This window comes from Thermosporothrix sp. COM3 (assembly GCF_059696735.1).
On sequence record NZ_AP019376.1, the window covers coordinates 4,643,000 to 4,662,755 of the forward strand.

Annotated in this window: 16 protein-coding genes and 2 tRNA genes; 12 read left to right on the top strand and 6 right to left on the bottom strand. The window is 52.7% G+C overall.

Annotated features, from left to right (window positions below; all coding sequences use genetic code 11):
• Window positions 1-109: 109 nt before the first annotated feature.
• Window positions 110-979, bottom strand: coding sequence for a sigma-70 family RNA polymerase sigma factor (locus tag KTH_RS19680; protein WP_497620624.1), 870 nt, complete (start codon window positions 977-979; stop codon window positions 110-112).
• A 273-nt stretch (window positions 980-1,252) separates the two neighbouring features.
• On the opposite strand from KTH_RS19680, the gene KTH_RS19685 reads away from it, so the two are divergent.
• The 10 genes from KTH_RS19685 (at window position 1,253) to KTH_RS19730 (ending at window position 10,139) form a co-directional block, all read left to right on the top strand.
• Window positions 1,253-1,537, top strand: a complete 285-nt coding sequence (locus KTH_RS19685; protein ID WP_111319250.1) for a hypothetical protein — start codon at window positions 1,253-1,255, stop codon at window positions 1,535-1,537.
• Window positions 1,538-1,576: 39 nt separating this feature from the next.
• Window positions 1,577-1,662 (top strand) — tRNA-Ser (locus tag KTH_RS19690).
• 7 nt (window positions 1,663-1,669) lie between these two features.
• Window positions 1,670-1,755: transfer RNA gene (locus tag KTH_RS19695), tRNA-Ser, on the top strand.
• 184 nt (window positions 1,756-1,939) lie between these two features.
• The gene (locus tag KTH_RS19700) at window positions 1,940-2,848 is read left to right on the top strand and encodes an ABC transporter substrate-binding protein (protein ID WP_111319252.1); all 909 of its coding nucleotides are present in this window, start codon (window positions 1,940-1,942) and stop codon (window positions 2,846-2,848) included.
• 641 nt (window positions 2,849-3,489) lie between these two features.
• Window positions 3,490-4,053, top strand: coding sequence for a DUF4388 domain-containing protein (locus KTH_RS19705; protein ID WP_111319254.1), 564 nt, complete (start codon window positions 3,490-3,492; stop codon window positions 4,051-4,053).
• A 22-nt stretch (window positions 4,054-4,075) separates the two neighbouring features.
• Window positions 4,076-5,668: a cache domain-containing protein gene (locus KTH_RS19710; protein ID WP_111319256.1), complete on the top strand. Its 1,593-nt coding sequence runs from the start codon at window positions 4,076-4,078 to the stop codon at window positions 5,666-5,668.
• Window positions 5,669-5,738: 70 nt separating this feature from the next.
• Window positions 5,739-6,797 (top strand): ABC transporter substrate-binding protein, encoded by a 1,059-nt coding sequence (locus KTH_RS19715; protein WP_111319258.1) that lies wholly within the window; start codon window positions 5,739-5,741, stop codon window positions 6,795-6,797.
• An 86-nt stretch (window positions 6,798-6,883) separates the two neighbouring features.
• Window positions 6,884-7,945, top strand: a complete 1,062-nt coding sequence (locus tag KTH_RS19720; RefSeq protein ID WP_497620628.1) for an ABC transporter permease — start codon at window positions 6,884-6,886, stop codon at window positions 7,943-7,945.
• A gap of 11 nt (window positions 7,946-7,956) precedes the next feature.
• Window positions 7,957-8,724, top strand: a complete 768-nt coding sequence (locus KTH_RS19725) for an ATP-binding cassette domain-containing protein (protein ID WP_497620630.1) — start codon at window positions 7,957-7,959, stop codon at window positions 8,722-8,724.
• Window positions 8,721-10,139 carry an MFS transporter gene (locus KTH_RS19730; RefSeq protein ID WP_497620632.1) on the top strand — a complete coding sequence of 473 codons (1,419 nt, stop codon included), beginning with the start codon at window positions 8,721-8,723 and terminating at the stop codon, window positions 10,137-10,139. Before KTH_RS19725 ends, KTH_RS19730 begins: the two co-directional genes overlap by 4 nt.
• A gap of 41 nt (window positions 10,140-10,180) precedes the next feature.
• On the opposite strand, the gene KTH_RS19735 is transcribed toward KTH_RS19730, so the two are convergent.
• Window positions 10,181-11,272: a lipid II:glycine glycyltransferase FemX gene (locus KTH_RS19735; protein ID WP_497620634.1), complete on the bottom strand. Its 1,092-nt coding sequence runs from the start codon at window positions 11,270-11,272 to the stop codon at window positions 10,181-10,183.
• 471 nt (window positions 11,273-11,743) lie between these two features.
• Between KTH_RS19735 and KTH_RS19740 the strand changes: the two genes are divergently transcribed.
• Window positions 11,744-13,303 carry an FtsX-like permease family protein gene (locus KTH_RS19740; protein ID WP_497620636.1) on the top strand — a complete coding sequence of 520 codons (1,560 nt, stop codon included), beginning with the start codon at window positions 11,744-11,746 and terminating at the stop codon, window positions 13,301-13,303.
• 74 nt (window positions 13,304-13,377) lie between these two features.
• Here KTH_RS19740 and KTH_RS19745 read toward each other — a convergent pair whose 3' ends face one another.
• From KTH_RS19745 to KTH_RS19760, 4 genes are all read right to left on the bottom strand, one after another.
• The gene (locus KTH_RS19745; RefSeq protein ID WP_137686115.1) at window positions 13,378-13,959 is read right to left on the bottom strand and encodes a hypothetical protein; all 582 of its coding nucleotides are present in this window, start codon (window positions 13,957-13,959) and stop codon (window positions 13,378-13,380) included.
• A gap of 9 nt (window positions 13,960-13,968) precedes the next feature.
• Window positions 13,969-15,009, bottom strand: a complete 1,041-nt coding sequence (locus tag KTH_RS19750; RefSeq protein ID WP_497620638.1) for a hypothetical protein — start codon at window positions 15,007-15,009, stop codon at window positions 13,969-13,971.
• A 160-nt stretch (window positions 15,010-15,169) separates the two neighbouring features.
• Window positions 15,170-17,554, bottom strand: a complete 2,385-nt coding sequence (locus KTH_RS19755; protein ID WP_497623266.1) for a transglutaminase TgpA family protein — start codon at window positions 17,552-17,554, stop codon at window positions 15,170-15,172.
• A gap of 239 nt (window positions 17,555-17,793) precedes the next feature.
• Window positions 17,794-19,155: an MFS transporter gene (locus KTH_RS19760; protein ID WP_497620639.1), complete on the bottom strand. Its 1,362-nt coding sequence runs from the start codon at window positions 19,153-19,155 to the stop codon at window positions 17,794-17,796.
• Between the two features lie 236 nt (window positions 19,156-19,391).
• Between KTH_RS19760 and KTH_RS19765 the strand changes: the two genes are divergently transcribed.
• Window positions 19,392-19,685, top strand: coding sequence for a GlsB/YeaQ/YmgE family stress response membrane protein (locus tag KTH_RS19765; RefSeq protein WP_111319282.1), 294 nt, complete (start codon window positions 19,392-19,394; stop codon window positions 19,683-19,685).
• The last annotated feature ends 71 nt before the right edge of the window (window positions 19,686-19,756 follow it).

The following is a 19,756-nucleotide window of genomic DNA, read 5'->3' on the forward strand; positions in this document are numbered from 1 at the left end:
TGACCTCCCGAATGAGAGCCTCCGACAGGCCCTCAACATCCTACACATTACAATCGGCAGCGCGTGAATTTTTGTTAGACATAGGTCACTGAAAAAGAATCCGGTCAGTTCAATCAGTGGATTTTTCTTCGGTCGTGCTTTTCCGTCGTGGACGACCACGGCCACGGCGCTGACCGGCCTCCGCCTTTTTTCTGGGTGTTTTACGAGCCTTCGCTTCTCCGGTCTGATAGGTCTGCATAGAGGCCCGCAAATGCATGATGGCCTGCATCCGAAGCTGGCAGATACGAGACTCGGAAACGTTCATGATCCGGCTGATTTCCTTCATAGTCAGCTCCTCTTTGTAGTACAGAGAGAGCAATAGCTGTTCCCGTTCCGGCAAGCGCTCGATCGCCTCTGCCAGCACTGTAACAAGCTCATGCTGCTCAACTTGCTCCGCGGGCCCTGTCGTCTGCTCATCTTCCAGCAAATCGCTCAGGGAGGTCGCATCGTCTTCCTGTGCCATTGATCCCAGGGGGGCATCAAGCGAGAGCACGGTTGCGCTCATATCCAGCAACATCTGTCGATACTGATCGATGGAAACGCCCATTGCCTCCGCGGCTTCCGTCTCAGTCGCCGGACGCTGCAAACGTTGTTCCAGCGTTGCTAGCGTGTCCTCGACCTGCCGCATGCGCGAAACAGCAGAACGTGGTAACCAGTTCAACTGTCTGATCTGATCAATGACCGCGCCTCGAATCCGGGGTGTCGCAAAGGATTCAAAGCGCACTCCTCGTGATGGATCATAGCGGTCAATTGCGTTTATCAGGCCAATCATACCATAGCCAATGAGGTCTTCAGTATCGAGTAGGCTGGAAGGAGGAATACCCAGACGACCAACAACAAAACGAGCAAGGGGAGCATAATGTGCAATCAGCTCTTCGCGCAGTTCTGGACGGCGAGTATTCATATATTGTGTCCAGATATCATCAACAGAAGTTTTCACCCCGACCCTCATACTAATTACTCTACGCTCCTTTCACCTGCAAAATACAACTCACCGCCCTCCTCTTTTCGTCTCGCTCCTTGACGTACCTACAGTGTAGTTTGGAATTACAGGCAATACCTATTGACTCTGGTCCCTTCTTCTACATACAGAAGTCCCGAAGAAAAGAGAACTATACATTTTGGCAAAGAGGTCGATATAAGTAGATAACCAATCCCTTCCATATGCACTGAAACGCTATTATCTTTCAAGATCCTAAGGAGAGAAACAGGAATGCACAATCTACCCTATCAGCCAGGAGATTCGGAGCAGCCAGAACAAACGCTGCACACCAGTGAGACAGACCAGACAGAGACCACACAACTGGCACTGTACAAAGAGCATACACAGTTAAAAGCATTGCTGGACAGCGGTTTTTCCTGGGGTGAAGCTATTCGCCTCATCGATATGAAAGAGGGTTTCTATAGCAATCCAGAAGTGCGCCAGCGCATGGAGGAAGACAGCCATATTCAATTCGCCCGCTGGTTGTACGAGCAGGGTGAATTAAACGAAAATTAGTGCTTGTCAGAATGAGGAAGTTATGCTATACTTCACGGCGGAGAGGTGTCAGAGTGGTCGAATGTGCCGCTCTCGAAAAGCGGTAGGGTGAACAGCCCTCGCGGGTTCGAATCCCGCCCTCTCCGCTTGCGTGGAGGAGTCTCATAGTGGTCTAGTGAGCACGACTGGAAATCGTGTAGGGTGAATAGCCCTCGTGGGTTCGAATCCCACCTCCTCCGCCCGTCAAGAGGTCAATCGCCGGTTGGTCTCTTTTTTTTGTCCTGTTTCCCTTGTTTTCTCACGCTTCTTCAGGTAAAATTGCGAAGAACCTATACCTTCCCCCGTCCTTGTAAGAATGCATTAACGCATTTTTACCCCCTTTTCCCGATACAATCTAGCTTTTTTTTATGAAAGGGAAACCCGATGGACACCTGTACAATCGGGCTGCTACTTGGTCTGCGCACACCCTTTTTTCTCACGATCCAGAAAGGGGCTGAGACCGAAGCCGCCCGTCAGAACGTCGCACTGCTTGTTGATGCACCCGCCGACTGGGATGCATCCTTACAGATCCCACTGATCGATTCGTTTATTGAGCGTCACGTTGACGCGCTGATTGTCACTCCCTGCGATAGTCAGGCACTGGTTGAACCCTTGCGCCGGGCCCACGAAGCCGGAATCAAGGTGCTAACCGTTGATGCCCACATCGGCGATGGCACCTCTACCAATGGTTTTCCCCTGACATTTATTGGCTCCGACAATACCGCCGGGGGTAGGCTCGCCGGCGAGCTGTTGCTGCGTCTGCTCAATGGTCAGACCAAACCAAAGGTCTATATCCAGAGCCTGCACCCGGGCGTCAGCGCAACTGATCAGCGCGAGGAGGGCTGCATTGAGATCCTGCGCACAAGCGATATCGAACTGCTCGGCATCGAGTATGATGGCGGCTCGATTGATGTCGCGTGTGAGCAGGCCACAGCCATGCTCCAACGCCACCCGGACCTTGCGGCCATTATGAGCACTGGAGATTATAGCTCGAAAGGTGTTGCCCGTGCTCTTAGAGCCACAAACCGGGCGCAGGACATCAGAGTTGTGCGCTTCGATGCTTCAGAACAGGGCATTGATGAGCTTCGTGCCGGAGTCGCAGATGTTGTGATCGCGCAGCGCCCATTTGATATGGGCCAACTCGCGGTAAAATGCGCGGTAAAAGCAGTGAAAGGAGAAGAAAGTACTATTCCCGAACGTATTTCAACCGGTTTTGTCATCATCGATCGGGAGAATGTAGAGACAGAAGAAGCACAGGCAGTTATCTGCAAAGAGCCGGAAATAAATCAATAACGCTGTCATATTACAGAAGAAATACGGGCTGTGGATTCCCTTCCACAGCCTTTTTACCTCTGTAGCTATCCCGCCCCCTATCTATAATTTTCAGAAATTTCTCCCGTTTTTAAATTCAAAACCAAGGATAGTATATATCGTTCTTCTAGCATCTTCCATAGCTTCTATGCCACTTTCCTACCTACAAATAAGAAGTACTTATATGGACTTGCCTGCCTTTATTTGTTATAATATTGCCCGGGAAGGTAAATAAAGATAATACTTTTTTTCGGGTGTATACATGAATAGATAGTAATACCCGGGCAATATATTTTAACTCAATTTATTTTTCTACTTTCGCTGGCAAGATCACCTTATTTTTTACTATATTGCTCCGGAATTTCAATCTACCTGTTCTACCTGTCATTTCTCTGTATACGCCCGTCTTCTCTACGGGGTGTCTCACCCCCGGAGTTCTTCTTCATGGGAACGAGCACCTGTGTTCACGTGCAGAAGTAGCGCTATGCAAATGGGAGATACATTCAACCGGTCACCTTGACGACAGATATAGAGGTAGAATACGAAGGAAAGGCCACCCGGCAGCTTCTCAGGCGTACTACAAGCATCACTAGAGTTATACGCTGGATGGGAGCACTAGACGAATGTTTGAACCAAATGAAACCCAGACCGATGATCTGGGGAGCGTGATAGATACGCTACAGTTAGGACGGAAATCCGGGGTACTTATTGTGAAACGAGAAGATACAATGAAAAAAGAAGTAGGGGTCATTACTTTTGTCAACGGGCAGATTACCCGGGCTACACTGGGCAATCTGGGAACAGCGGAAGCACTCCGGTGGCTCAGCACCTGGAAAAATTGCTTCTTCTCCTTTTCTCCCGGCATCCCACCCGAGACAAGCCCCACCCTTTTTCGTATGAGTGGCCCCCTTCCTCCTCGTCAAACCAGCAGGCAGCGGGCTCTACCACCTGCCACCCCCTCTGTACAGGGCTCTCCGACGTGGTCTGGTATTCGCAGAATTAAACATCCAGCAGAAGCCCTTCAGATTATTGAACAATACGGCCTTTCTCGTACGCATCGCCGTCTCTTCCTGTTACTTGACGCTCAACGAACCATCTCTGAGCTAGCCGTCCTGGTCCGGCGCTCACCCGAGGAAGTTCACCAGATGCTCGGACAACTGGAAACCCTCGGGCTCATTCAGCGATAGCACATCCGTAGAAGGGAGCCTCATGTTACAGCCAGTCCATCGGACACACACCCGACGCTCGCTCTCGCTTTCGCTTAAAGTTGCCTTGCTTCTGGTGATTGTCGCCATCACACCGCTACTCTTCAGTATCGGTATCATTACGCTTGTCACGCGTCCGACCGCAATCGCCCAGGCGAATCGCGAAATAGAGACCGACGCGAAAATCCATACAGAGCTAATTGACAACTTCTTTGCCGAACGCATCCTCGCCGCCGAAGCGCTCAGCCGCCTGGCTCCTCTCCATACCTTTATGGAAGAGCTACAAAAGAATGGCAGCGCAAGTGAAACGACCAAACAACGCGCACTGGACAGCCTTGAAACCGGTCATGGACGCGGCAGCTACTATGAGAACTGGACACTGCTTGACCTGCAAGGAATGCCCAAACTCTCTTATCCAGCCTCGCCCCTGCCACATGGGCAGTATTACATTCTCCCGGCAGATTTAAAGCAGATGCAGCCAGATGGACAGCAACAGAGTAGCGGCGCCAATCAGCCGCCACCATCAGCCAAGAAGACCCTTGTCTCTGGCGTGTTTTATAGCCCGATCACAAAGGAAGCCTATATTGATATCTATACGCCTATTACAACCACAGATTATGTGCAGGTTGGTATCTTACGCACCACGTTCGACATTCACTATATCTGGGATCTGGTGAATAAAGAGCAGGGAACGAATGGAAGCGGCAGCTATGCCTTTATTCTTGATCAGAACGGCGTCATTATTGCCCATAGTAGCCCCAACCCGGACCCATTCAGTGGTGTGCACTCGCAGCATCTTTTTCAAGCCGTGATGCCGCTCTCGGAGAAAACACGCAGTCTGATCGGCGCTGGTGATCTTTACGGTAAAGGGGCAGAGAATGCTGTTGACGTGCTTGACATTCCCGAGCTTGAACAGCTCTATAAGCAGGTCAACCCACCTGTCACGTTACAATTTACGCCTCCCGGACAGAAGGAGGTCCATCAGGCCGCGCGCCAGACAACATATACCGTCCCCTGGACCTATGTCGTGGTAACGCCGCTGAAAACCGCTACCGCGGTCGCTGATGAACAGCTTCTCAGCACCATCATTATCGCCTGTATACTCACCATTTCAGCCACAATCATCGGTGTTCTGCTGGCCCAACGCGTCACGTTCCCGATCCTGGCATCGGTCAACAATTTGCGTAAGAGCAGCGAATCTCTGAAGCAGCTAGCGGAAAAAGAGCAGAAGGCCGCGACCCAGCAGTCCTGGGTGATTGATTCCTGTAACGTCGGTCTGCAATCACTTCAATACTATACCGACGCTGCCAACACCGCTATCAAGCAGGCAAGCGAGGTCGGCACCAGACTAGAACAGCACTGGGAAAACCTGGACGGTGTTACAACCCGCAAAGCTTTGCAGCAGCTTATGAACGCAACTCGCTACGCGGAAAAGGCCATCCGGCTTCAGACGGAAAACAACAAAAAGCTGACCTCGGCTGTCAAGGTTTCAACCCAGGTCGCCGATCAGCTCGTGATGGGAGCGACCTCAGCAACCGACGCCGCTGACCAGCTAGAGCAGGTGGTGAACCAGTTGCGCACCGTCGTTGGCAAATAAGACATTTCTCTTGTGTTGCATAAACACATTCACTCTTTCTCTATTTTCTGTGCATTAAAGGAGTTTATTCATGAGCAAAACAAACAAACCCCTGGACCTTTCGAACGCGCTAAACAGGCGCACATTTCTTGTCAGCATCGCTACTGTTGCTGGTGGTGCGGCCCTGGTTGCCTGCTCCGCCAACAACTCAACCAACGCCTCAAACAATAACAACAATCAAAATACGTCTTCCTCAAAAAAGTACGCTCTGGCGGTCGTAGGCGGTATGGCGGGCGTCCCGTTCTATGAGATGATTAAAAAAGGGGCGGAGGAAGAAGCAAAGGCGCAAGGCATGGATCTGACCTATCAGGCCCCCAAACAGTGGGACCCGGTCGAGCAGACCAAAATTGTTGAGGCCCTGATTGCCAGGAAGGTAAACGCCATTATTATTTCTCCCTGTGACAATCAGGCGCTGGTAGCGCCGCTCCAGAAGGCGCACGATGCTGGCATCACCGTCATTACCGTTGATACCGTTCTGGGCGATGGCGACTACGCCAATGGCTCGGTCAAGTTTCCTATCACCTATATTGGCTCCGACAACACCAAAGGCGGCAAGATTGCCGGTGAGGTGATGATCAAAGCGATCGGGGGCAAAGGCAAGGTGTACATCCAGAGTAATAAGCCCGGCACAAGCTCAACCGACCAGCGCGAGAAGGGCTTTAAGGAGGCCATTGCAGCCACGAATGGCGCGGTCACCATCGTCTCCACCAGCTATGACGAGGGCAGCATGGATAAAGCAACACAGCAAACCTCGGCAGTGCTCCAGGCACACCCTGATATCGCTGGTATCTTCGGCACCACAGCCTTCAGTTCTGAAGGCGCAGCCGCCGCGGTGAAAAATGCCAACAAGAGCAATGCCATTAAGATTATCCACTTCGACTCGTCACAGCAGGGCGTGACCGATCTCCGCAATGGGATCATCGACTTTATCATCGGCCAGAAGCCCCGCGAAATGGGCAAAATCGGTGTGCAGTACGCGATCAAGGCCTTGAACGGCGACAGCTCGCTTCAGAAAAACGTGCAGACCGACTTCGTGGTTATCGATAAGACCAACGTTGATACCCCCGAATCCCAGAACGCGATCTACTAACCCAATTACGACCATCAGAACACATACAGTAAGAGAGGCGAGATCAGTACGATCACGTCTCTCTTCTGTCAAACAAAGGAGCAAGTATGGTCAGCGTTAAAACGCGTAACCGCCGGGAGCTATCCTGGAAAGACCTCAGCAAAGCATGGTCATGGATATTTCTGTGTGTTCTCTTCCTGTTCTTTTCTATCAGCGGCAACGGCTTCCTCAGCATTACGAATATCCAGAATATTTTTGCCGATATGTCCTTCATGCTGCTCATGGCACTCGGCCAGACCTTTGTGATTATTCTGGGCGGCCTGGATATCTCCGTAGGCTATACGACTGGCATGGCTTCCGTGATTGTGGCACAGATTATCATTGCCCTCGCTCCACGGCTGCCCCTGCCGCTGGTTGTGGTGATCGCCTTCCTGGTTGGCCTGGCGGTAGGCGTCCTGCCCGGCCTGCTGAACGGCGTCCTGATCACACGTCTCTCTGTGCCTCCCTTTATCGTCACGCTTGGTATGTATGGCATTGCACGAGGAGCCGGCTTTATCATCGAGAATGGCCTGCCGATCAGCATTCCCTTGCAGGATATCGGGCGCATCGGCAATAATAACCTGCTCTATATTCAGCCCACTGGAGCAATCACCTTCTTTCAGCCACCACAGGGCTTGACTGCCGTGCAGATGAGCAACGTGGTTGGCCTCTTTACGATGCCATTGATCCTCAGCCTGCTCCTGGTGCTCTTCTGCCACTGGTTGCTTACCCGCACCCGCTTCGGTCAACATACCTATGCGATTGGCGGCAACAAAGAGGCCGCTCGACGTGCAGGCATCCCGGTCGCCCGCCACACCGTGCTCGTGTATATTCTCTCCTCCTGTCTGGCCGCGACGGCTGGCGTTCTCTATGTGTTCCGCTTTTCCAGTGGTGCCGCTGAGGCTGGTGATCCCCTGCTGATTGACTCCATCGCGGCGGTGGCAATCGGTGGCGCTTCCTTGTTCGGTGGCGAGGGAACCATTATCGGCACGCTCATCGGTACGCTGATTATCAGTGTGATTCAAAATGGCCTGATCATCCTGGGAATCGACCCATTCTGGCAGTTTATCGCAGTGGGCGTTGTCATCATCATTGCCGTCTTTGTTGACCGCATGCGCATCAGAGCCTGAGGAGGTTATCCATGCCCGAGAAAGAGCCTGTATTGCAACTCGATGGCCTCTCAAAGCATTTCGGGGGCCTGATCGCCGTCAATCAGGTAAGCTTGACTATCTATCCTGGTGAGGTTGTCGGCCTGCTTGGAGACAACGGGGCAGGCAAATCAACCCTCATCAAAATGATCTCCGGCGTCTATCGGCCCGATCAGGGTACTATCAGCATTGATTCGACACCGGTTCATTTCTCAACGCCGATGGACGCCCGTAAGGCGGGTATTGAGACCATTTATCAGGATCTGGCGCTCTGTGAAAATCTGGATGCCAGTTCAAATCTCTTTCTGGGACGCGAGCCCTTGAAACGTCGCCTGGGCCTGTTCAAAGAGCTCGACCGCAAGCTGATGCAGAGCGAGGCCCACACCTTGCTTGAACAGCTTGATATCCAGATCCCGGATCTGACCCGCCCCATACGTGAGCTATCCGGAGGCCAGCGGCAGGCAATCGCGATTGCTCGCACCATCTACTGGAACGCCCGTCTACTCATCATGGACGAGCCAACGGCAGCTCTGGGCGTCCCGGAACAGCGGAAAGTGCTCCAACTGATCAGAACGCTACGCGAACGCGGCACCCCCATCCTGCTGATCAGCCATAATATGCAGGATGTCTTCGAGGTCGCCGATCGCGTCATCGTGCTGCGTCAGGGGCGCAAGGTAGGGGAGCGGCTCATCCAGGAAACAAACCAGAACGAGATCATCAGTCTGATTACCGGCTCCGAGCAAAAAGGATTGCACGCATGACAACAGTAGAAGTTCCTCAGCAGATGGCAGCCCGGACACGCTGGCTTGCGCTGGTTGTGCTCGTATTGGCCGCCTTTATGACAACGCTCGACGACTTCATTGTCTTTGTGGCCGAGCCCGCGCTACAACGCGAGTTGCATATGGATGCAGCGGGCCTGCAATGGGTCATCGCGGGCTACGTTCTGGCCTATGGGGTGCTCGTCGTGACAGGCGGGCGCCTCGGCGATATCTACGGACGAAAGCGCCTCTTTCTTTACGGGGTCTGGGGCTTTACGCTCACCTCATTTCTCTGTGGGATCGCCCCTGATACGCTTGTCCTGATTATCGCGCGTATTCTGGAAGGAATCACTGCCGCGCTGATGTTTCCGCAGGTATTCTCGTTGCTGAAGGTCACCTTTCCCGAGAAAGAACAGGGAATAGCGCTCGGAATTATCGGAGCAGTTCTGGGAGCCGCCGCGATCGGAGGGCAATTACTCGGGGGCCTGCTGCTTGGTGCAAATATCGGGGGTCTGGGTTGGCGACCCATCTTCTTCGTCAATGTGCCTGTCGGGCTTCTTGCAGCGCTCGCGGCTCCTTTTCTGCTGCGTGAGTCGCGCTCAACCACAGCAACCCGCGTGGATGGGCCGGGCGTCCTGCTGGCAACAGGAACCCTTTTCCTGCTTGCGTTTCCGCTTGTCGAGGGGCGTGAAATGGGCTGGCCGTGGTGGACCTTGCTCTGTCTGGTGGCCTGTCTGCCTGTAGGCTGGCTCTTTCTGCGCTATGAGCAACGGCGCACCCGGATGCTTGGATCCCCGCTGCTGGATCTCTCCCTGTTCCGCAACACCGTCTTTACACGGAGCATCCTGATCCTGTTACTGGAAACAGCTCTCGGCAGCGCCTTTTTCTTTATTCTGGCCCTCTATCTTCAGAGCGGGCATCACTTCAGCCCCTTTGAAGCGGGGCTGGCCTTTACGCCTATGGCGATCGCCTATACTGTTGGTTCCCTGGCAACCAGCCGCCTGACGCCGAAACTCGGCACTCGTATCCTGCATCTGGGCATCCTTATAGCAGCCCTGGGAACGGTCGTGACCTTTGTGGTGGTCAGTATGACGACAAAACCAACGCTTCTCACTATGCTTCCACTTGCTATACTGGGCTTCGGCAATGCGCTGGTTGCCACGCCTCTGCCGGGCTTTATTCTGACTGTCGCGGGCGATGATGCCGCCGGGGCCGCCTCAGGCTCGATCAGCACGGCGCAACAGGTTGGGCCTGCTCTGGGTATTGCGGTGATCGGGGTTATCTTTTTCAGCCTGCTCGGAGAACAGCATTATACCACTGCCTTCTCAATCACAATGCTGTGCTACATTCTGGGAATCTGTATGTTACAGATGGCGCTGGCGCTTGGCCTGCCCCGCCTGCTACATGAGCAAGCATAACAGAAAGAAAGAGAGGCTTTGCAGCCTCTCTTCTTCTGGTGCTAGTGTGTATGTTTGCGTCGGCGAAGCGTGCGGCGCAAGGCCACTGCCTCCCGCCAGAGCCGATATAGTACAGGACGATAGATGTAATCTTGCGTCCAGAGATAGTGAGCAGGGAAGCCGCCAAAGCCCTTCTTGAAGTGATAGACTCCCCACATCTCTGACCCTTCGCGTGGATTGTCAGGAATGGTACGGAAATCAAAGAGGGTGCAGCCCTGCTCCTTTGCCCACAGAATCGCATGGTATTGCAGAATATGCGATTTCGGCAGGTCGGTTCGATCATCTGTCATGCCGGCAAACATATCCCAGCAACAGTGACCATACCGAATCAACAGTTTTGCGGCAACCGGTTCCCCCTGATATTCAGCGATCAACAGAGCAGCATTGCCGTTCTCAGAGAACTGACGCAGGATCTCTCGATGATAGTCTTTATCATGAATAAAGAAGTCATCACGTTTGCTCGTCAGTTGCAGCAGTCGATAATACGTCTCGAAGTCCTCTTCGCTCTGTGCCACGCGTACGACCGCGCCCATACGCTCGGCCTTTTGAATATTATGTCTCCATGTCTTACGGAACGCCGAACGAAGTATCGGGAGTGCAGGCCGGATATCGAGATGCCAGCTACTCCGCCCATGCACAGCAATCGGATTGATCTTAAAACCCAGAGAGCGAAAAGCATCAAGCCAGCGCTCATACTGAGGATCATCTTCGGTAATGTTAGGCTCAAGACGCAAAATAAGGGCTCGCTCTCGACGCGCAATGGCATGGGCCTCTTCAATCAACGCTTTTAAAGCAGGTGAATCAGGCGCATCAACGGCAGGCCCACGACAACAATACAGCCATTTCAGGCGCAAGCCGGGAAGCGGCACATCAGAAAGAGAGAGCATCATAGCACCGATCATGCACCCGTCCTGAATAGCAGCCAGACGATATACTTTCGCGCCCAGATAACGCAACAGCTCTCCCCACTCATATGACTGAAGCAGGTGACCCTGTGGATGTTCCTGTAAGAAGCCATTCCACTCTTCACGATCTATCTCGGTTTTGATTTCCAACGACAACTTCGTGAAGGGCTTTTCTTCTAGCTGGCTCATCGACTCACTTCCTTTGTCAAGTATGTATTTCAGCGGCATATGATAATACACGCTTCTCCCCTCTCCATACATTTCCGTCATTCGCCTTCATAAGAGCCTTAACCTAGCTACGGAGTAATCATTTTTCTTTATTACGTCTCCGCAGAAGAAGATGTTCCAGCACGATGCACTTTTTCGGCGAACAACGATACACTTATACATCGCTGCAAGGTCGACATATATAACATAGTATACAAAATTTAAGCAGCTCTATCCTCCTTTTCATGAAAAGCATGCTGCTTCTTCTAAGGCTCTCCGAGATACCTTCCCTCGCTGAATTTCTGGAAAGAATACTGCTCTTGCACAAGAAATTGACATATATCTATCATCAAGGTAGACTTGTAGTTGCCTTTCGGTATTCTTTCACATTGTTCACCCTTTTTATTACCAGTAATAAATAGCATTCTTTGTCGCATATAAGGAATTTTATAAATGAAAAGATCTAAATGGCCTCTTGCTTCAACATGGGCGGCAATTTTTGTCCTCACAGGGTGGCGTTTGCGGAAAACAGGACCACTGCTGGCAATCACAGGATTGGGAATGATCGCGGCCTCGTTCGTTATCTGTGCGATCCCCCTCTTGACACAGACTATTTTTCGGCTGGGGTTGCCCGAGGCCACCATTACCCTGCATGCCACAGCAGGAACACTCTCAGCGGCCCGGATGGCCCAGATCCAGCAACAGCTGACCCAACCCCTTCAACGCAATCTAACGGATTGGCTTACGGTGCCCCCGACGCTCTCACTTGAAACGAGCAGTACCAGAGTACTTGCACCATCAACGTCGCACCCGTATACCATGAGCCTGATAGGAGCCTCCGGAGAGCAGGCCAGGCCGCACCTGACGATTCTTGAGGGTCGGCTTCCCCGCATCTCAGCGGACGCACTCGAAGTCGTGCTTCATCCGTCTGTTGCCACTCAGCTTCAACTCAGGCCTGGAGCGACACTGACCTTGCGCTATCTGCTGCTAGTGCCGGGCACACATGTCGGCACTCCAGCGACACTGACCTTGCGCGTCGTCGGAATCTTTCTTCCTGCGGCAAGCGATCCCTATTGGCAAAATACCACGTTCGCCTATCAGCCAGATACCTCCCTGACCGCATTGACCGAGAATACAGCGCTGGCTAACGCGATCGATACGCTGACGCGATCAGGAACAATGACGCTTCCAGAGCCGATTCATCTCTACTGGCGTTATCCGGTTGTGCTCCAGCGCCTTGAGAATACAGAACAGCTCAACGAACTTTTGACGCGCTATCACATAACCGGGGAACAACTGAAAAGCAGCGACAGCAGCCTGACCGAGAAGCCTCCTTTCCTTCAGCAACGTGAGCTACGCTCGGCAGCCTTTGGCACAGCAGGCAAGCCCGGCACCCTCTCAATCTACCGCGATCAACTTCAAGTAGTGCAACTCCCACTTTTTGTCCTCGCGGTTCAGATAACAGCGCTGATCCTCTTCTTTGTGGCGATCATGACTGAACTGTTACTCGAGCAACAGGACGAGGCGCTCGCGCTGCTGCACAGCCGTGGTGCAACCCGGCTTCAGCTTTCCGGCACGCTCCTGCTTCAGGTCTGTGGCCCCGCGATCCTGGCGCTACTGCTTGGGCCGCTCCTTGCGCTGCTCGCGGTCAGATCGCTTGTACAATGGCTCTTTAGCTCGCATCTGCGTCTCGGAATAGATACCCTGCTCACGATAGCGCCATATAGCATAGGGTTGCTGCTTGGCCTCGTGGTTGGTCTCTTTCTGGCATTTACCACCCTGCCCTATCTGCTCCCGGCAGCAATCAATTACGCCTCTTTCACCAACATCAGCACAACGAAGGAGTTCTTCAGCATGCTCAACAGTGGTGCGGCAATCTCAGTCATCATTCCCCCTGAGATCTGGCTTCCTCTGCTGGCTCTACTCAGGATCAGCCTGCTTGTCCTCTTGCTGACTGTCAGCACCATCATCCGCGCCTCGCTCCATACGGTCTTGCGCTTGAACGCTGACTAAAAAGAAGAAGAAGAGAGAGCAAACTCACTCTCTCTTCTACACCTCGCGAGAACAGATATCCTGTCCTCTGGCTCCTAGCGCTCTGGTACCACTATCGTTGGAATCGGTGGTACCGTTGGATCAGCAATAAAAAGGGGGTCCGGCACAGAAGGAATATCTGGTACACGAATGATCGGTCCCGGTTCGGGCTCTTTTTTCTTCTTCCCGGGATCGGGGGCAGGTGGTTTTCGCTCAGGAGTGACGTGTGAAGGTCCCGGCGTCGGCGTCGGGAGCGCGATGGGCGGCCGCTCCTGCTCAACCGGTAGTGTCGCGATTGGCTCAGGAGTCGCGACCGGGAACACCACCTGAGCAGGCGGGGGAACGACCACCTCCGCAGGCGTCGTCGCCACCGCGCGCGGCTGCACAGGAAGCAGCGTCAGTGAGCGCCGCATCTCGCTTTCGTTACGGGGCACAATTTGCAGCTTGCTCTTCTGTTGCGTCATGGTAATGACCTGTATCGGCTCGACGCTTCTGAGCGGAAAGAACATCTGCCAGAAGGTATAGCATATCATCGGCCCAACACACAGACATCCACCAAGCACGGCGTAAAAGAAGCGTTCTTTCAACCCTCCTCGCTGCTTTTCCTGATTCCACAATGCCATTACTGTATCTATCATAGCTCACCCTCAGAATTTGTCCGGTAGCGAACTGAGTCGTCTCACCCGGCGTCCAGCGACCTCATGTTCATCCGTTGAGAGCAGATCACCAGAAAGCGCATCCGTTCTAGGCTGACGCTCTTCTCCAGATGAAAAAGAGAACACCTGACGAACGGAGGTGCCACGCCACGGCGAGAGCCGCTGATTGATATGCTGCACTTGCTGGAAACGCTGTACAATCGTTTCCAGATACATCAGAAATTCTAGCGGGCGCTTCACCGCAAACAGCTCACGCTTTGACCAGTGTTCCGCCGTAAACGCGATGGCCCCCTGAAGCTCCGTTACCTCAACCAGGCGTCCATAACCAAGCACAATCTGACATTTGCGTCCAAAATAAATCAAGCGCTCGCTGGTCAGGATCAGCTTGCCATGATCCCGTGCAGGATACCGCTGTATCTGTACGTCCGGGGGGATCTCATCACAAAGCGTCACATCAGCGCTATAATGGGCATACTCCCCGGGCAGAAGGCGTACCGGGACGGGAACACGTGGCAAGGTCTCTTGCTGCAAGCGTAACCTCAACTGTTCAACATCAAAGCCATACTCGCGAAGCGATCGTTCTGACTGTAAACGCTGTTTCCTCCGCTCACGCAACTCTTGATATCGATGCAACCAGTGGGACACCTGAACAGGCCCTCGCTCTTCGGTGGTTGCCGCTTTGCGCATTCGGGAAAAGCTTCGGATCGGCTGATCTGCGGTCGTCACCATTCGCCGCGGGCGAGAGCGATAGACGTTCCGGCGTGACGTCGACACATACCTATGTAAATATTCAGCGATTCGGCGGGCTTCCTCAACCGCAGCAATACCACGCACTATGACCATGGACGAGCGAAAGCGTAGTTCAAGTCGGGCCGAGGCGATACCCAAAATGCGAAAGTAGCGAGCCCGTACCTGAAGTAAATCCGTGAGTGCATAGCGCTTTCCATGTAAATCGAGGTGGTCTTGATAGAGGCTCAAGCGGCGTCCCCATCCATAGTGACAGACGATGAGCGGTACAGAACGCTTGGTCATACTCCCCCTCTCCACATCATCCCAAAAATTCCAGACGTCTCTTAATAGGGAGACGAAAAGAGTCAGCGAACGTAACATACATCAATACATCCGTACATAGGCAAGCGCCCGTATAATACACAAATAAAGAGGCACATCAATGATATGCCTCTGTCATTTTCTACTTTGTGCGTCTCAGCCACTTCCGCTTGAAAAGCTGCCAGTGGAGATCTCGCAATGCTGAATGTATCTGCTCGGCCTCTTCCGGTCGAGCGGCTCCTTTACCCCAGCGCTCACGCACAAACAGCTCGGTTAAACGCCAGAGATACGGCGATTTCTGTGGTACCTGCTGCCCCAGCGCCCTACTATACTCATACGGCGTCTGCCAGGGCTTCGGTGCAAAGCCGACCCGACTGGCTAACCAGCAGAGCCGCCAATAGACGCCAGCAATCGGTGAGCTACCCCCATAGAGCCTGCGCCACCAGAGAGAGCACAGCGCGACCACTCCCGCTACCAGAGAAATACCCAGTGTGAGCAGGATCAGCACGGTCAACAGGACGGAGACTCCGGGATTGTCCCTCTCATCTTGAGACTCTGACGAATTGGGCTTCTCTACTTGCGGTTGTTTGGTTGGCACCTCTTTCTGCGTGACCTGGGTTGCGGTGGCTGTCTGCGTCGGAACGGCCGGCTGCGTTGACTCCGGTGGAGAAATCACAAGCGACTGCGACCCATCACCCGAGAAGCCCGGCGTCGGATCAAAGTTTACCCAACCATACTGCGGGAAATAGGCCTGTACCCAGCTATGGGCATCGCTCCCATTCACAACCCAGGCCTTGCGCTGTGAATCATAGTGGCCGGGGCTAAAACCATTTGCCATCCGCGTCGGGATATGCAGCATGCGAGCCATCACAATCATCGCGCTGGCATAGTAGGTACAATACCCGACTCGCGTTTGCAGCAACCAATCAACAACATTGGTATTAGATGGAATAGGTGTATTTTCTATAGAATAGGTAAATTCGTTTCTATCACTTAGATGCTTCTCTATTTGCTTCAGAGCATCATAAGCATTGTGCGCCCCCTCGGTCCACGCTTGCATCTGCCTCTCTACCGCCGGCGAAAGATTGGGCGGAAGCTGGACATAGCCAGTGAGGAGCGCCTGATAGTAGCGATCTTGTTGCCAGAAGGATGAGTTCTGTGAAGGCAAAGGGACCGTTGAGAGGAGACGGGAATCCGAGACAGGCGGGATCGACTCCACTGTGTAACGCTCATCCTTCTGTAAGCGTTCCTCTTTCTCCCATGCGCTCATGGTCACATCAGATCGCACAATCGTAGGGATCGTGAAACGATGAGGTTGAGCAGGGGCAAAGACATAGTGCTTCGGTCCAAGCGGCGGATTGAGCATGGTGATATTCGTTGCGATAGTTGATGTTGAGCTATCATGCACAATATCGTCGGGTAGGGTCGCCCCCGCCGGGAAGTAGGCCGAAGAGAGCATTCCAGGTTCAATCGTCCAGGTGCGACCATCGAAAACGTTATACGTAAAGCCTTGCAGATATTGTGGCGCATTAGCGGTAGTGGTATAGGAAAGCACCTCACCAGTCGGCAGGCTGACAGAGCCAGTAATGGTCATCCGGTCACTAAAGAAGTTCGCGGGAGTCGCATTGAAGATATCCCCCAGATTCTCTGGCGTGATACGTCCAGAAACCACATTATTCCAGGCCGCATCCAGTCGTGCCCAGAACTCACGTCCCTGGGCAGGCTGAGCAACAATGGGCAGGAACCATGCCCCGAGAACCGCAAGCAGCGTTATTACCGAGGCAAATTGCATCCGACGCAGCGTCATTGCACGGAGCCAGGAACGGTCCGTATAGAGGCCGTCCTGTCTCCAATTGTAAATCTGCGCAGCTAGCTGAACCCGAGCAATCAGTAACGCGAGTGCTCCCGCCAGAATGACAACCAGATAGCTATAATCTGTCTTGACGTAGTTGAGATTTACCAGGATGATCGAGGCATAGACCAGCGCAACCAGCCAGGGCAAACGGGCCCGATAGATCAGCCAGCTACCAAAGTAGCCCAGGAAGTACGCCAGGAAAGCAAGGTAGAAGAAGAACAGACGCTCAATAGCCTCCATTGCCTGAAAGCCACCAATGAACGCCTGATGTGTCGTCTCTATCAAGGTTTGTATCGGTATATGATAGGCCAGCATACACGTTACCAGTACGGCCAATGTATGACCGAACAGGCAGGCCAACAAGTGCAGGACCGATTGCGGCACCTTCGGCACTTTTGAGATTACCAATCCAACCAACAGGCCAACCGCCGGACAAATAAAGAGCAAAGTATCATGCTTGACCCAGTTTGCCGCAATGACCGAATACACAACACTATACAACGCAACTGCAAGCAGCACTAACGGAAGCCATCCTTCAGCAGGAGCCCACGAAAAAGAAAAGCGCTGAGGGGCAGGATATGCTGCCACGACAGGTTGAGAAAATGGCTGTGTTGATCGAGGTGGCTTACAATCTTCCGGTGGTATATCAGGTGGTCGTCGGGTGTCAAGCACGCTCAACTTTCCATACTCCTTACCATTGAAACGACATGTCTATATTGACCAATAGAGATATGCATTGCCATACTATGCAGTATACCTTTTTCAGTGCGTTTCACTATCGCTTATTACAGGTATCAGGACTTTTTCTTTATTTATTAAGAGTAGTAGCAACCTTACCTTACCATATCAACCCAACCTAAAACAATAGCCCCCGAAGAGAGGGAGGAACGCTTCTCTTCAGGGGATAAGAGCTATGAGGATGACACAACACTCCGCTTTCGCCCGAAGAACAGGAGCAACAGCGTCGCACTCAGGACAAGACATCCCGCGCCATACACAAAGGATGTGGAGAGACTGACGTGTTGCTGTAGCCAGCCCGCAATTGAAGGCCCAACGCTAAAACCAATACTCCATGTTGTTGAATACAATCCAGCCAGCTTGGAACGATGGCGATTCGACACCTGCTCCATCGCAAAAGTTGCATATACCGGTTCAATAATCGTACGCAAAATCGAGCGGGCATATTCGCCCCCGATTGCTACCAACAGGGAAGGCGCAAAGCCGATCAATACCATCAAGGGCGCGCTGATATACTGCACCAGCGTCACGATGCGTATCTTCTCCCATCTCCTGGTCAGCAAGGGAGCCAACAACGAGAAGATACCACCCGCCAGACCCGAAAAAGTGAAGATCACGCCCAGTTCGCCCGGCAAAAGCTGAAACCGGATCACAAAGTAGATCTGTATCAGGGCAACCACAGCCCCTTCACCCATTGTAAAGAGCAAATCAGGAATCAGCAGCTTAACAAAGAGCCAGACCGGCAGCTTCTCCTGAGATGCTTTCGGTTCTGTAGACGCAACCACGGCCTCAGCAGCCCCTGGCTCCGGCACCGCAACCACCGTCTCAGCCGCTGGCGCCTCATCTACCGGCTTCGACTCCTTCAAGAGCCAGAGCGGCAAACCAAAAAGGAAAGTAAAGAGTGAGGCAGCAATCACACCCCAACGTAGCGGCTCCGGACTATTCGCGGGAACATGCAACAGGCCAGCAACAAACTCCGGAATTGCTCCTCCGAGAAGGTTACCCAGTGAACCAATGCCAAGCATCAGGAAACTGTTCAGAGCAATCACACCCACGCGCTGGTTTGCCGTCGTACTCTCGGTCAACAGAGGGAGATTCGTTACCCAGTATGCAGTTGACACCAAACCCTGAATCAGACTGAAGGCAAGCAACAACGGAGCCGACGTTACCAGACCTATGCAGACCAGAAAAAGCGGAGATAAAATAGCGCTGGCAAGCAGGATCGGCTTGCGCCCAAAACGGTCGGCCAGGAGGCCGGCAGGGAAAGCCCCCAGAAAAGCACCGATCGCTGGCATCGCACTAAAAATCCCGATGAATTCCTGCGTATACCCAAGACTGTATGCATAATAGTTAATTGTAAGTGTTGCGATCGTAAGCTGTAATCCTTTGCCCAGGGTGAATACAAGCAAAAGATACACATTACGAGGCAAATGAATAAAAGAGGACAGAACTGAAAGAGGTGAAGAGCGGGTAGTGTGCGCCTCTCGACCCTTTATGGTGTGCTCTGTCTCAGGGTCTCTGGACACAGAGGACATACAAGTAATACTCCTGGACTCAGTATGATAACAAATATATGTATACAGTAACACACACGCTTGCACTCATACAATGGACAAAAGGTCAGTTTCTCAGCTCTGCCATCCAGGCAAGCAATAAAATATAACCTCCGACATTGAATCCGCGTATATTGATAACAACAACATAGATAACAACACCCGGGAAACCGGGACACAAACAAGCCCCTATAGCACAAAGAGGAGCAAAGCACACAATGCAATTTCAAGGCATTCACATCGGCGTACTACTCCAACCAGGCGATATTATTGCCTGGTTACTGGTTGGTCTCATCTCTGGATATATTGCCAGCTTGCTCGTCCGAGGTCGAGGTCTGGGTTGTCTGGGTAATACGGTTGTCGGCCTGATCGGTGCGGTAATCGGGGGATACCTGGCCAGTGCCCTGAATATAGGCGGGACCTATCACTTCTGTGGAACCATCTTCATCTCATTCCTGGGAGCCGCCCTTCTGCTCGTCATCTTGAAATTACTGACAGGTGGTAGAAGCTAAAACAGCATGTTCGATACAAAGAGAGGCAAGATAGCGTGAACTATCCTGCCTCTTTCTTGTTTGCTTCCAGC

What these genes read in the sequence shown, in the direction of transcription:
- KTH_RS19765 (WP_111319282.1), top strand. Translation starts at nt 19,392, where the DNA reads ATGCAATTTCAAGGCATTCACATCGGCGTACTACTCCAACCAGGCGAT.
- KTH_RS19720 (WP_497620628.1), top strand. Translation starts at nt 6,884, where the DNA reads ATGGTCAGCGTTAAAACGCGTAACCGCCGGGAGCTATCCTGGAAAGAC.
- KTH_RS19730 (WP_497620632.1), top strand. Translation starts at nt 8,721, where the DNA reads ATGACAACAGTAGAAGTTCCTCAGCAGATGGCAGCCCGGACACGCTGG.
- KTH_RS19760 (WP_497620639.1), bottom strand. Translation starts at nt 19,155, where the DNA reads ATGTCCTCTGTGTCCAGAGACCCTGAGACAGAGCACACCATAAAGGGT.
- KTH_RS19700 (WP_111319252.1), top strand. Translation starts at nt 1,940, where the DNA reads ATGGACACCTGTACAATCGGGCTGCTACTTGGTCTGCGCACACCCTTT.
- KTH_RS19685 (WP_111319250.1), top strand. Translation starts at nt 1,253, where the DNA reads ATGCACAATCTACCCTATCAGCCAGGAGATTCGGAGCAGCCAGAACAA.
- KTH_RS19725 (WP_497620630.1), top strand. Translation starts at nt 7,957, where the DNA reads ATGCCCGAGAAAGAGCCTGTATTGCAACTCGATGGCCTCTCAAAGCAT.
- KTH_RS19715 (WP_111319258.1), top strand. Translation starts at nt 5,739, where the DNA reads ATGAGCAAAACAAACAAACCCCTGGACCTTTCGAACGCGCTAAACAGG.
- KTH_RS19705 (WP_111319254.1), top strand. Translation starts at nt 3,490, where the DNA reads ATGTTTGAACCAAATGAAACCCAGACCGATGATCTGGGGAGCGTGATA.
- KTH_RS19735 (WP_497620634.1), bottom strand. Translation starts at nt 11,272, where the DNA reads ATGAGCCAGCTAGAAGAAAAGCCCTTCACGAAGTTGTCGTTGGAAATC.
- KTH_RS19710 (WP_111319256.1), top strand. Translation starts at nt 4,076, where the DNA reads ATGTTACAGCCAGTCCATCGGACACACACCCGACGCTCGCTCTCGCTT.
- KTH_RS19745 (WP_137686115.1), bottom strand. Translation starts at nt 13,959, where the DNA reads ATGATAGATACAGTAATGGCATTGTGGAATCAGGAAAAGCAGCGAGGA.
- KTH_RS19740 (WP_497620636.1), top strand. Translation starts at nt 11,744, where the DNA reads ATGAAAAGATCTAAATGGCCTCTTGCTTCAACATGGGCGGCAATTTTT.
- KTH_RS19750 (WP_497620638.1), bottom strand. Translation starts at nt 15,009, where the DNA reads ATGACCAAGCGTTCTGTACCGCTCATCGTCTGTCACTATGGATGGGGA.